This window comes from Salicibibacter cibarius (assembly GCF_016495725.1).
GTDB lineage: Bacteria > Bacillota > Bacilli > Bacillales > Marinococcaceae > Salicibibacter > Salicibibacter cibarius.
In genome coordinates, this window is sequence record NZ_CP054705.1 from 578,518 (window position 1) to 591,670 (window position 13,153).

10 protein-coding genes are annotated in these 13,153 nt (G+C 44.5%); 8 read left to right on the top strand and 2 right to left on the bottom strand.

Annotated features, from left to right (window positions below; translation table 11 throughout):
* Positions 1-30: 30 nt before the first annotated feature.
* The 5 genes from HUG15_RS03065 (at position 31) to HUG15_RS03085 (ending at position 6,983) form a co-directional block, all read left to right on the top strand.
* Positions 31-909, top strand: coding sequence for a universal stress protein (locus HUG15_RS03065; protein ID WP_200126930.1), 879 nt, complete (start codon positions 31-33; stop codon positions 907-909).
* A 47-nt stretch (positions 910-956) separates the two neighbouring features.
* Positions 957-2,597 carry a gamma-glutamyltransferase gene (ggt, locus tag HUG15_RS03070; RefSeq protein ID WP_246516470.1) on the top strand — a complete coding sequence of 547 codons (1,641 nt, stop codon included), beginning with the start codon at positions 957-959 and terminating at the stop codon, positions 2,595-2,597.
* A 49-nt stretch (positions 2,598-2,646) separates the two neighbouring features.
* A complete protein-coding gene (locus HUG15_RS03075) occupies positions 2,647-4,257 on the top strand; it encodes an L-lactate permease (protein ID WP_200126934.1) in 1,611 nt (536 codons plus the stop codon).
* A gap of 144 nt (positions 4,258-4,401) precedes the next feature.
* Complete coding sequence (locus tag HUG15_RS03080; protein ID WP_200126936.1) at positions 4,402-6,015, top strand: L-lactate permease; 1,614 nt, start codon at positions 4,402-4,404, stop codon at positions 6,013-6,015.
* Positions 6,016-6,107: 92 nt separating this feature from the next.
* On the top strand, positions 6,108-6,983 hold the full coding sequence (locus HUG15_RS03085; protein WP_200126938.1) for a universal stress protein: 876 nt from the start codon (positions 6,108-6,110) through the stop codon (positions 6,981-6,983).
* A gap of 104 nt (positions 6,984-7,087) precedes the next feature.
* Here the strand turns inward: HUG15_RS03085 and HUG15_RS03090 are convergent, their stop codons facing one another.
* Positions 7,088-8,068, bottom strand: a complete 981-nt coding sequence (locus HUG15_RS03090) for a hypothetical protein (protein ID WP_200126940.1) — start codon at positions 8,066-8,068, stop codon at positions 7,088-7,090.
* Positions 8,069-8,080: 12 nt separating this feature from the next.
* Positions 8,081-10,138: a DEAD/DEAH box helicase gene (locus HUG15_RS03095; RefSeq protein WP_246516471.1), complete on the bottom strand. Its 2,058-nt coding sequence runs from the start codon at positions 10,136-10,138 to the stop codon at positions 8,081-8,083.
* Between the two features lie 654 nt (positions 10,139-10,792).
* Between HUG15_RS03095 and HUG15_RS03100 the strand changes: the two genes are divergently transcribed.
* The 3 genes from HUG15_RS03100 to HUG15_RS03110 are packed head-to-tail and all read left to right on the top strand — an operon-like array spanning position 10,793 to position 13,147.
* The gene (locus HUG15_RS03100; protein WP_200126942.1) at positions 10,793-12,457 is read left to right on the top strand and encodes a hypothetical protein; all 1,665 of its coding nucleotides are present in this window, start codon (positions 10,793-10,795) and stop codon (positions 12,455-12,457) included.
* A 36-nt stretch (positions 12,458-12,493) separates the two neighbouring features.
* A complete protein-coding gene (locus HUG15_RS03105) occupies positions 12,494-12,871 on the top strand; it encodes a hypothetical protein (protein ID WP_200126944.1) in 378 nt (125 codons plus the stop codon).
* A gap of 6 nt (positions 12,872-12,877) precedes the next feature.
* A complete protein-coding gene (locus tag HUG15_RS03110) occupies positions 12,878-13,147 on the top strand; it encodes a PBPRA1643 family SWIM/SEC-C metal-binding motif protein (protein WP_200126945.1) in 270 nt (89 codons plus the stop codon).
* Positions 13,148-13,153: the final 6 nt, after the last annotated feature.

A 13,153-nucleotide genomic window follows, 5' to 3' on the forward strand; every position in this document is an offset into this window, starting at 1 on the left:
ACGAATTTCAAGGAAGGAATGGTTATAACCATGTACAAACAAATTCTTGCCGTCGTTGATGGGTCCGAACAATCGAATCGAGCATTAAAACAAGCAAGTCAAACCGCTGTACAACATAGTGCCGGCCTCGTCATCGCTCACGTGATTGACACGCGCAGTTTTCCAAGAACAAGTCCATATGGGGATACCCTGTGGGATGAAATCAAAAAGAACGCAAATGAATTGGTTGAAAATAGTAAAATGCAAGCCGAAGCGCTTGGGGTAAAAGACATTCGGACCGTTGTACAATCAGGGAATCCCCGGATTGAAATCCCGGAAAGATTCGTCGTTGACTATGACGCAGATTTATTAGTCGTTGGAGGAAGCGGGTTGAACACAGTCGAACGGATGTTGGTTGGGAGCGTAACGGAAGCTTGCGTCCGCCGGGCATCCAGCGATGTTCTCACTGTTAAAACTGAAACGGATGCAGCCGTGTATCGAAACATCCTTGTGGCCGTGGACGGTTCCGAGCAATCGGAGCACGCTTTGGTTAAGGCGATCGACGTGGCAAAAACACACGAAGCGACGCTTAAAATCGCGCATGTGGTTGAGGTCCAAGGAGGCCCTTATACTTATGATGTACTTGTGATGGAAAGACTCAATGAATCCGATAAAGATATTGAACAAAAGGAAATGCTGGAAAAATACAAGCAAAAGGCAGAAGACCAAGGAGTCAAGGATGTTGAGACCATTCTCCATTACGGCAATCCACGGTTGGAAGTGCCACAAACGCTAACTGTTCAAAACGATATCGATTTGCTTGTCACTGCGGCGACCGGGCGTGGTGCATTGAAACGGCTATTCACCGGCAGTGTGGCCCATGCTTCCATTCATCACACGCCTTCCGATGTTCTCACGGTGAGAAATTAATGCTTGGGGAAGGGAGGAGCAAGGCATCCAAAAAAGGGGGAATACCATTGGCACAGCACACGGATCAATTGACGGCTACGGGAAGACCGGTGGTTGAAGGAAAAAGGGGCGCAGTGACTTCTCCGCATTATTTAGCGACACAGACGGGGAAAAAGATTCTTGAAAAAGGCGGGCATGCAGTAGACGCGGCGATTGCCGTTAATTCCGTCCTTTGTGTTGTTCTCCCGCATATGTCAGGATTAGGCGGCGATTTGTTTTCGCTCGTTTGGGATCAGTCACAAAATAAAGTTCAAGCCTTAAACGGTAGCGGTCGATCGGGAAGTGAAGCGACAAGGTCTGCCTACATACAAAAGGGGCTTGATAAAATCCCGGAACGCGGTCCCTTGGCAGCAAACACCGTTCCCGGTACCGTCGATGCATGGTGGGCCCTTCATCAACGATACGGAAAAGTGGATTGGTCTGTATTATTTGAAGACGCAATTCATTATGCAGAAAATGGATTTCCCCTTACGGAGAAGACGAGCAAATTTATTGCTGAAAAAGCGGAACTCTTGAGCGTCTATCCGGAAACGAAGAAAATTTTCTTGGCTAATGGTTCCCCTATACAAGCAGGAGAGATTTTTGTCCAGCCTGACTTGGCGTGGTCTTTCAAGCAAATCGCCAGAGACGGCCGAAAAGCTTTTTATGAAGGAGCGATTGCTGATAAAATTGTCGTTTCTTTTGAAAAACATGGCGGTTTGTTAGTCAAAAAGGATTTTGAGGATCATCAAATTGATTGGGAAGATCCGATTACTACGAATTATAGGGGATACGACGTTTATCAGGTAAAACCAAATACGCAAGGCATTACCGTGCTTATGATGTTAAATATGCTTGAGAGTTATGATATGGCTGCGATTGGTGATGGAACAACAGATTATTATCATCTCTTGGCGGAAACGACTAAATTAAAGTTTCGCTATCGGGATGAATGGGTGACAGATCCGAGCTCAATCACCGTTCCTTATGATTTACTGCTCTCAAAAAGCTTTTCCAAAAAAGTACGCACTCATTTGTCATGGGAAGAAGTTTATAGCCTCGATGATTTGGAAGAACTTCCGGACACACAAGGGAGCCGGGATACCGTATATCTTAGTGTTACTGATAAAGATGGCAATGGTGTCTCTCTTATTCAAAGCATTTATCATGAGTTTGGATCAGGGTTTATACCGGAAGGGACCGGCATTTTATTACAAAATCGCGGATCGTACTTCAGTCTTGAAGAAGATCATATAAACACTTTAGAACCGAACAAGCGGACATTTCACACGATCATTCCTGCAATGGCATTGAAAGATGGCAAGCTTTTTATGTTGTACGGATCGATGGGCGGCGAAGGACAACCGCAAACCCAGTGTGCCCTATTTACTCGCGTCGTTGATTTCGGTTATAACATGCAACAGGCCATTGAAGCCCCTCGTTGGTTGTACGGGAAGACATGGGGGGAGGACAGCTCGACGCTTAAACTGGAAGAAAGAATTTCTGCCAAAACAATGGAAGCGTTGGGAGATAGAGGGCATATGGTAGAAAAAGTAGAACCCTACTCCCAACTGATGGGACACGCGCAAGGAATCCTCGTTGATCACGACCGCGGGGTGTACTCCGCCGGTGCAGATCCACGTGGGGATGGCATTGCCCTGAGTTGGTAAAAGTAGAAATTACAAAACCTATATTATCATAAAGTGGGAGGATTCCCGATTGGAAAGTCATTTACCGGTAGATCTCTTGCATTGGTCGCTTGCCATTGCCCCGATGGTGCTGCTCCTTTTGATGCTTGTCATTTTTAGGTGGTCCGGCGGCACCTCGGGCTGGATCGCGATGGGGGTTGCGGCATCTCTATCTATTTTTATATTTCAAGCACCGCTTGATAATGTGGCTGTTGGGTTTGGAAAAGGCTTGTGGGAAGCTTTTTATATTTTGCTCGTCGTTTGGACGGCGTTATTGCTCTACCATACGACAGAGCGATCAGGATCGTTCAAAGTGATCAGGCATGAGATCCAAAACTATAGCGAAAATTATCTGTTTCTAGTGCTTGGCTTCGGCTGGGTTTTTTCCTCTTTTCTTCAAGGTGTAGCAGGATTTGGAGCCCCGATCGCGATTGTTGCCCCTCTTTTGGTAGGGATAGGTGTAAAACCGATTCCTGCGATCGTCATCCCTTTAATCGGGCATGCCTGGGGAAAAATGTTCGGAACCCTTGCCCTTGGATGGATTGCGACGACAAATGTCGTACATATTGAAAATCAAGTATTGACGCTTTTCTATACGGGCGTATTATTATGGATCCCAATCGTCATTGGCGGTTTTATGATCTGTTGGATATTTGCAAAGTGGAAAGGGATCAAAGAGGGGTGGATTGCTGTTGTCGTCATTTCCTTGATACAAGGCGGTGGCCAGCTTGCCCTTGTAACATTCAACCCTGAATTAAGCGCGTTTATCCCTGCCACTCTGGCTTTAGGTGCACTTTTCCTACTGGGAAGAATGAAACGATACAGTCAGAAGACAGGTCTCGAGAAGGAGACAACGATTTTGAAAGAAATGGATGATGATGCAGAAAGCAAACCGGACATTTCTCTCCATAAGGCATTTATGCCTTATTATGTATTATCGGTCATATCGATTATCGGTATAGGAATAACACCGATACAAGACTTTTTAAATCAATTTTCCTTCGGTTTTGCCTTCCCTGCCGTCGAAACGGGCTACGGTTTTGAGGTGGGGGCAGAGGAAGCTTACAACCCTATGGCGCCTTTAAGCCACCCGGCATTCTTTTTGCTCTTATCATCTGTGTTCGCATACATTTGGTATAACTATTTAGGGTTAATGAAAAAAGGAGCGATTAAACATATAGCTACCGGCGTGAAGAATGAAGCTTTAGGGGCAACCTTTGCGCTAACAGGATTTTTGACAATGGCCATGATTATGGAAAATTCCGGCCAGACTAATGTGATTGCATTTGGTATTGCAGAATTTTCAACACCGGCTGTTTATGTTGGGATGGCGAATGTCATCGGAATCGTCGGTGCATTTATGACCTCGTCGAACACGTCATCGAACGTGCTTTTCTCCCCGCTGCATGGTGCAGTGGTTGACTCGATGGAACGTCTTACTTTGCCGCTTGTCATAGCAGCCCAGTCAACCGGTGCGGCGATCGGAAACGTCATTGCACCTGCCAATGTCATTCTTGGCACGAGTACGGCAGGCGCACAGGGCAGAGAAGCCGAAGTTTATAAATCCGCGTTTACTTTTTTATTAATTGTAGGTGTTATTGTTTCTGCAGTATCGGTTCTGTTCTACTTTATGTTTGAATAAGCCTTTAGTGTTCCGCGCATTGTCACTTACTGGGCAATGTGCGGAGGACATGATTAAGGGGGCATAATCAGGGGAGACAAGGAAACTCTTTTTACACAGCTTCGATAAATACAGGGAGCTATAAATAAGAGGGAGGATTTCCCATTGGAAAGTCATTTACCGGTAGATCTCCTACATTGGTCGCTTGCAATTTTTCCAATGATTCTACTCCTATTAATGCTCGTCGTTTTTAGGTGGTCAGGCGGCACCTCGGGTTGGGTTGCGATGGGAGTTGCAACATTATTCTCGTTTTTTATATTCCGGGCATCTTTTGAAAATGTAGCTGTTGGATTTGGAAAGGGCCTTTGGGAAGCCTTTTATATTTTACTTGTTATATGGACGGCGTTATTGCTTTACCATACGACAGAGCAATCAGGGTCGTTTAAAGTGATCAGGCATGAGATACAACGCTATAGTGAAAATTATCTGTTCCTAGTGCTAGGATTTGGCTGGGTGTTTGCCTCTTTCCTGCAAGGTGTAGCGGGGTTTGGAGTACCGGTTGCAGTTGTTGCCCCTCTTTTAATAGGAATAGGTGTTAAGCCGATTCCTGCAATTGTCATTCCATTAATCGGACATGCTTGGGCAAACACGTTTGGCACTCTTGGCGTTGCATGGATTGCAACCACAAATGTCGTACATATTGAGCATCAAGCATTAACGCTTCTCTATACAGGCATATTATTATGGATTCCAAATATCATTGCCGGATTTGCGATATGCTGGATATTTGCAAAATGGAAAGGGGTTAAAGAGGGATGGGTTGCTGTTGTTGTCATTTCCTTGATTCACGGTGGCGGGCAGCTCGCCATTGTAACATTTAATCCTGAATTAAGTGCGTTTATTCCTGCCACTTTGGCTGTAGGTGCCCTTTTCTTACTGGAAAAAAGAACGAAACGATATAGCGAGAAGACGGGTTTGGAGAAAGAGACAACGATTCTTAAAGAAATGGATAGTGATGAAAAAGACAGACCGGAGATTTCGCTTCATCAGGCATTTATGCCTTATTATGTATTATCCGTAACAACGGTTATCATGATGGGAATAACACCGGCACAAGACTTTTTAAATCAATTTTCATTCGGTTTCTCCTTTCCAGCAGTCGAAACGGGCTATGGATTTCAGATGGATGCGGAGGAGGTTTATAACCCCATGGCGCCTTTAACCCATCCGGCATTCTTTTTGCTGTTATCATCTGTGTTCGCATACATTTGGTATAAATATTTAGGCTTAATGGAAAAAGGAATGAAGAAAAATATAGTTACCGGGGCAAAGGATAATGCTGTTGGTGCAACTTTCGCGATAACAGGCTTTATGACGATGGCTATGATCATGGAAAATTCCGGTCAGACGAATGTGATTGCATTTGGTATTGCGGAAGTTTCGTCGCCTGCTGTTTATACCGCGATAGCAAGTGTAATCGGAATCGTTGGTTCGTTTATGACCTCGTCGAACACATCGTCGAATGTACTTTTCGCCCCCTTGCACGGTGCTGTGGGAGATTCAATGGAACGTCTCTCTATGTCACTGGTGATCGCGACACAGTCAGCCGGAGGGGCGATCGGAAATGTTATTGCCCCCGCGAATGTGATCCTTGGCACGAGTACGGCAGGTGCACACGGCAGGGAGGCCGAGGTTTATAAAATTACGATTGTATTTGCATTCGTTGTGGGAATCATTGTTTCCATGGCAGCGGTGCTGTTCCATTTTATATTTGTTTAATAGGATTCAGAGTTGTTCTCGAATCTTGTCTTCTCTGTGATATACTAATACTGGAAATTGTTTTGGCTAAAAACAAACAAGGAGGCGTACACATGTACAAACAAATTCTTGTCGTCGTTGATGGATCCGAGCAATCGGATCAAGCACTAAAAAAAGCAAGCCGTATTGCTGAACAACATGATGCCGGTCTTGTCATCGGTCACGTGATTGACACACGCAGTTTTCCAAGAGCAAGTCCATATGGGGATAACTTATGGAATGAAATCAAAAAGGACGCAGATGAATTGGTGGAAAATAGTAAAAACCAAGCGGAAGCATTTGGAGTAAAAGACATACGGACCGTTGTACAATCAGGAAACCCCCGGGTTGAAATCCCGAAAAGACTCGTTGATGACTATGGCGCAGATTTATTAGTCGTTGGCGGAAGTGGGCTGAATACAGCCGAACGGCTGTTGGTTGGAAGCGTAACGGAAGCTTGTGTGCGCCGGTCTGCCAGCGATGTTCTTACCGTTAAAGATGAGGCGGATGCAACCTTGTATCGAAACATTCTCGTGGCCGTGGATGGTTCCGAGCAAGCGGAGCAGGCATTGGCTAAAGCGATTGACGTGGCAAAGGCGCAGGGAGCGACGCTTAAAATCGCGCATGTAGTCGAAGTGCACGCAGGACCTTATGCTTATGATGCATTAGACATGCAAAAGCAAGAATCGGATAAAGATACTGAGCAACGGGAAATGCTGGAAAAATACAAACGTCAGGCGGAAGATGAAGGGGTAAAAGATGTTGAAACGATCCTCTATTACGGAAACCCTCGGACGGAAATTCCGCATACACTTCCAACTGAAAACGACATCGACTTGCTCGTGACCGCGGCAACCGGACGAGGTGCACTGCAACGGCTTTTCACCGGAAGTGTCGCCCATGTCTCCGTTCATCACGCGCCTTCCGATATTCTCACGGTAAGAAATTAATGACTTGATTGACGGAACCCATGATGCGCCAGCGCAAACCAAAAAACGTACCGATGATTTATCGGTACGTTTTTTGGTTAGACGGGCAACAACGAACGTTCAGTTCACGTACTCACCGTTTGAGCCGATTCAGCCTCTTGCACTGCAAACTGTTTCGTGATCGGATTGTAATATAAAATCTTTTTTTGTTTTTCTCTGCGAAACCGGATGTCCACCCGGTATTCAATCATCGGGATGCAATAGAGGATCGCGTGTTCAAGGGCCGGTTCAATTTGGACGTCATATTTATTTTTAATATCAAGCAGTTGTTTGTCACGCTCAAGGATGATGGTGTTCGTTTTCGCTTCAATATCTTTCTTTTTCTCTTCTTTTAATCCTTTTCGCGAAGCCCTTTTTTTGTTTTCTTCCATTAATTCTGCATAGTATTCTTCAATGCGATCAATATCTTGCTGCAAGGTTTGCTCTTCCAAGCGGGCGTTCTTTTCCTCTTCCCCTTGCTGCCGTACGTTGGTCATCGCGACCTCAAATCCGTGTTGAAAATCGAATGTTTCCGGAAAAGGAAGATTGTACAGAGGTGCTTGCTGATAGATGATACGGTTTTGTTCCTCTTGAATCATGTGATCGACTTGATCGGTCAATAAATCCACCCAAATTTCTTTTGAGGCTGCCTCTTTTTGATCGGAAATATAGTAAACCTTAAACTGGAACATCCCCCAGGCACCCATCACCTGCCGTTCTTCTGTTATCGTCATTTGCCCTGGCTCATCCGGCATGCTTTGTTGTATTTTCTTGAGCGGGTTCGCGAGTTCGAGACGTTCGATCTTTACAAAGCGGACGGTGCTTTTGGCTTTTTGGCTTGCTAACGCCAGCAATTGGTCCAAAAAATAGCTCCCAAAGGTAACAAATTCTGCTTCGGGGTTTTCCTGACTGACTTCAAAATCGAAGGCAAGTATCAAATCCGTTTGACCTTGAAAATAATCTTTATAGTCTTCGGGAATGAGCACCTGGCAGAGGGCATATTCCTCGGGAATCACGACGCCGCCCAACGTTTCAACGACTTCCGAAACATATTTTTGCAGCTCCATGTTGCCCCCTCCCTAAAATAAATGCTTGTCCAATTTTTTGATTTTGTTGAGCTGTTCTTTGTTCTGCAACATTTGCTCGCCGATGGCATCCATTTCCCGTTCCATTGTTTCTTGGGTCTCGGCATCGACCCACGTGTTCATGACAATGTCGGAGAAGTCTTCTTTTGCTTCAATGTCTCCGAGAATCATATCCACTTCTCCGACGACTAATTCAAACATATTAACCTTGCGGTCTAAAATATGGAGAATATAGTGTTCGAGCGTGTTTTCAGCGACGAGATTATAAACATAGACATCCCGTTGTTGCCCGATACGATGAATCCGGCCGATGCGTTGTTCGATGGCCATTGGATTCCAGGGCAGGTCATAATTGATCATTGTATTGCAAAATTGCAGATTTCGTCCTTCACCGCCAACCTCCGTGCTCACTAGGACTTGGGCACGATCCCTGAAAAAGTTCACTTGATCTTCTTTTTCTTTTCGTTTTAGACCGCCGTGAAACTCGGCGACGAGAAATCCGTGATCTTTCAGGACGTCAGCCAAAAGCTGTTGGGTCTTTTTATATTTGGTGAACACGAGCACTTTCTCCTTCGTTTGCGATAGAATCGAAATTAGCTCACGTACCTTGGCGTTCTCGGTGGCGTCTTTTTCCGTGATGGCTCGCGCTTGTTCGTAAATAGTTTTTAGGTTTTGGCGATCGATGTCATTTAATTTATCGTTCGCCACTTGGTTCGATAACGATTGGATGAGCGTGTAAAAGGAACTGCCCATTTGTTCTTGCAATGATTTGAGCTGAAAGCGGCTCATGCTCGGGTGTTTATCATTGTATTTGCGGCGGATAAAGGCACTTAATTCGTCATAAACATTTTGCTCGTCAGCGGACAAAGAAACGGCGATCGTCTGTGCTTTTCGCTTCGTGAACTGTACGTCCACATTGTTTCGTTTATTTCGAATCATGACATCCGAAAGCAGTCGTTTCAGTTGGTCCACGTTTTTTGCTTCCATGCCTTGGTTGTCCTCGACAAAATGTTTTTTGAAATAACGATAAGTTTTAAGCTGCCCCGGTTTTAATAACGTGATGAGATTGTACAGCTCTTCGAGGTTGTTTTGCACCGGCGTTGCTGTTAACAGAAAAATATATTTTTTGTAAATTTCATTGATGAATTGCCAGGCCAAGGTATTGCGGTTTTTGAGATGATGGGCTTCATCGACGATCACTAAATCATATTGGACATTCGTAATTGCACTGCGATGTTGTTTTCGTTTTGCGGTTGCCAGCGATGCAATCACTTTCGGAAATTCGGTCCAGGCTTGACTCCCGTGTTTTTTAAAAGCGGAGGAATCCGCGCGGATAAAGTCTTGGTTAAACTTGCGTTTCATTTCATCTTCCCATTGCTGTACGAGTGATGGTGGGCATAAAATAAGGATTTTATTGGCCAAGCCTCTCATGATGTATTCTTGCATGGCGATTCCGGCTTCGATGGTTTTACCCAAACCGACTTCGTCGCATAGGAGCGCGCGCCCTTTGAAGCGGTTCATGACGGATTTTACCGTGTTCGTTTGATACTCAAAGATTTCCAAATCACGCAAATGAGGTAAGCTGATAAGACTGTCTTGGTCAGCATTGGCATCAGACTTAAATTGCTGCGCAACCTTGTAGAGATCAAACCATTTATCATCGCTTTGTTCAAAGTTGCTTAAAGAATCCAAAACTTCGTGTGTTCGTTCTTTCGTTTCAAGCGGGATGTCGTATTGATTGATCTGCTCCCAGGACGGGGCAGGCGGCGTCGTAATCTTGATTTTTTCTTGATCCGTCAGCCCTATCAATAAGTAATGGCTATCATAGGGGCTAAAAAAACCTTTGATTCCTTTCCCTTGGATGGTTTGGTCATCCCAATGAATGGTAAACTCGTGCTCGAGATCGTTGTCATTTATAAATAAAAAGGTCTGTTTTTTGTCGTCCGTGTCTGGACTGATGATCCGGAAAAAAGTGATCAAACGTTCATCCATCTCAAGAGCGTTAATCTCCAGTAACTCTTTGTTTAATTGAAAAAGATACGGTCGGATCACGATCACTTCCCTTGTGAAATATAAAAAAGAATACTGCTTTCTATTCTATCAAAATGTTTCCACGTTCCGCAATTTACCGTAAAAATGAATGCGGCTTGCCCGATGTAAACAGGACTCATACGATAATCACCGTTGCTTGGTGTTGGTTTTTACCGCTGACCGGATACATATGACACGTTTAGAGACCCTTTAGCCGGTTTTACCCCCGTTGTTCGGGTGCTAATTGCATGATTAGTGACCCTTCGAGCTTGTTTTTGCCTCTGTTCGGGTGCTAATTATTCATTTAGAGACCCTTCACCCTAGTTTTCGCTGCTGTTGGGGGTCCTAACCTCACTATTGTAATCGTCAATTCGATCGCTATATGTGGAAAATACGCCGGCGCGTACGCCTAGTGGTAATTGTAAAACTGAAAACCACGCAGTGAAAGGAATATAATCCAGATAATGGTGACAACTCCTTATTTTTCATTCGAGAATAGCTCTTTTTACCTTGGCTCCGTACGCAACGATTTCTGATGCGCTCTTCATAATGGCAAAGTTTTGCATGCGATTTAAGAGCGAAAAGTGGAAAATAGGCGAACATTTAGTAGTAATAAAAGAAATTCTTTGGTAAATTTGTTTTAATAGACTTTACTGGTGGGAAGGAGAAGAACACATGGTTAGCATAAGTTATAAAGCATTTATGGAAGAAGCCAGATTGCGGTTGGACGAGTTTTCGAAAGAGGATCTTCAAACCCTTATCTTGCAATGGGCAAGTAATGAGAGTCCGAACAATAGAGAGGCGTTTTTGACCAAGTTAACGGTCAAAGAAGTGAAGCCAAGGATCGGTCATGGCGATGAGACTTTAATAGAAGAGATTGAAGCATTTGCCGAAAGAGTTGGATCAGGGGACTATGTGGATGGATTTGGCTGGGATCCTGAAATCCTGGATGAAAGAGAGTTCGGTGATGAAAGTTGGACCGAAGAAATGGACGATTTTTTTCTGGAAGCAAGAGAGTTGCTCAAAGAGGGTAATTATGAGGTCGCCGAAAAGGCTTACAGAAAATTGTTCGAGGTATTGGAAATGGGAGATGAAGGTCTGCCTGGCGCTTATTATCCCGGTAATATGTTGGATGTAGAAGAGGACGAGCATCGTGCCCTTTTTTATCGGTCGGTTTATTTGAATGCGCGCGCAGAAGAACGGGCAGATATGCTCTATGATACAATGGGCGATGATGGTTATGTGGATGCTTCCCGAACAAAACTCAAAGATGTGCGAGATTCGCTAGATGCACCATTGCCGGATTTTCATGATTTTTTGGAAGAATGGATCGAATGTCTAAAGGGGAAAACCCCTTCGTTATATGTCAGCGAGTTACTCCGGGAAGCTGTTTTCCTGAAAGGTGGTATTCCGGCGATCTCGGAATTTGCGAAAGTCTACGCCGAACAATTTCCAACAGCGTATGTGGATTGGATAGAGGCTTTGGAAAAAGAAGGGGATACAGCGTCCATTATTGAAGCTGCTACAGAGGGGTTGAGCAATATCCCGAGCAATTATGCGGTGCGTGCAGAAGTAGCGGAAAAACTAGCAAAGGTCGGTGAGGAACGTAAAGATGATAAGCTGAGGCTGAGAGGTCTTAGAGAAAGTTTTCATTCCAATCCTTCCGTGGAATATTTACTTGATCTGTATCTTACGGGAAAAAAAGAAGGCTGTTTCGCTGAAATAAGCAACGAGGCTGAAATAAGACTGATAGAACTCGAAAAGGAAGATCGGGATTTCACCTTCCATAATATAGAAAGGCGTCCATCTATGTTTCAGGAGTGGGTGCTCATACATGCGCGACTACTCGCCGGCGATCATGAAAAGGTATTTCGCATGTGTGAAGGAAAGGATTCATTAGGATGGAGTTTCGGATCAAATCCGAAACCTGTGATGCTCATTTTTATGATGGATGTTTTATCAAAAAGAAATGAACGCACCAAAATCTTCAAGGATCAATGGAGTTTTACCGTTGGCTCTAACCCCCCTGAGATGGATAAGTACATGACACTCATCGACTATGTAAAAGAAACCATTGAGCTAACAGACGAACAGGCATACTTTTATCTCGACTGGTGCAAAAAAGAAATAGGCAATAGAATTGATGCGATCGTCGGTAATCAAAAAAGGGGAAGCTATCATAAAGCTGCCAAATTATTGGTAGCAATGGCCGAGGCATTGGCAAATAGAGGTACCGTGCCGGATGGAAAAGATTTCATAGCGACATATCGAAGTAAGTACCCACGGCATACCGCTTTCAAAAAGGAACTTACCAACGCCTTGCAAGCATCGGAATTGTAGGGTTGAGATCCGACTTATAAAGAGGGGAGAAATACCGTGAACAGGCAAACATTAAGAAAGCGTGTCCATCAATACGCTGGGCAACTTTTATGGGAGAAGGGCTATGTCAGTCCCATCGATGTTCTTGTAAAACTTGGACGTTTGAAGCCGAAGGAAGTTGAAAATTGGCGATTTAAACGCATATCTCATCTGGAGGGTTCAATGCGGGGAAGCATTCCCAGTCAAAATTTTGTTTTGAAGGAGATTCGCGCGTTTGCTAATAAAAAAGAGCTGAAACCTTCATTTACGTATTACAAGAAATGGGGGAAAGGGCCGAAGCAACGTCTGCAGTTTTCGAAAAGAGGCGTGCCGACCATTGAGGAGCGTTATGCGACGCATTATTTACCTCGAGGTAACAAGAAAAAGGAGGAGTGACGTATCATGGCTAAGTTGGGGACGGATAAAAAACCGGCAATCCTCCGTGTCGCTACAGAAAAGCGGGCGATGGATCTGCATGATTTTTGCGACAGGAAGGGTTGGAAAGTGGTCATCGGGATTGAACCGGACGAGCAGGAGGACTTAGCCGATCTACAAAGATTGATGGGTGAAAAAGCGGAAAACACAAAAACGGTTGTTAAAGAAGAAAAAATTGGTCGAAATGATCCTTGCCCATGTGGGAGTGGGAAGAAGCACAAAAAATGTTGCGGTTAAGAATCA

Coding starts and splice junctions, on each gene's coding strand:
- HUG15_RS03090 (WP_200126940.1), bottom strand. CDS start 8,068: ATGGAGCTGCAAAAATATGTTTCGGAAGTCGTTGAAACGTTGGGCGGC.
- HUG15_RS03065 (WP_200126930.1), top strand. CDS start 31: ATGTACAAACAAATTCTTGCCGTCGTTGATGGGTCCGAACAATCGAAT.
- HUG15_RS03100 (WP_200126942.1), top strand. CDS start 10,793: ATGGTTAGCATAAGTTATAAAGCATTTATGGAAGAAGCCAGATTGCGG.
- HUG15_RS03110 (WP_200126945.1), top strand. CDS start 12,878: ATGGCTAAGTTGGGGACGGATAAAAAACCGGCAATCCTCCGTGTCGCT.
- HUG15_RS03085 (WP_200126938.1), top strand. CDS start 6,108: ATGTACAAACAAATTCTTGTCGTCGTTGATGGATCCGAGCAATCGGAT.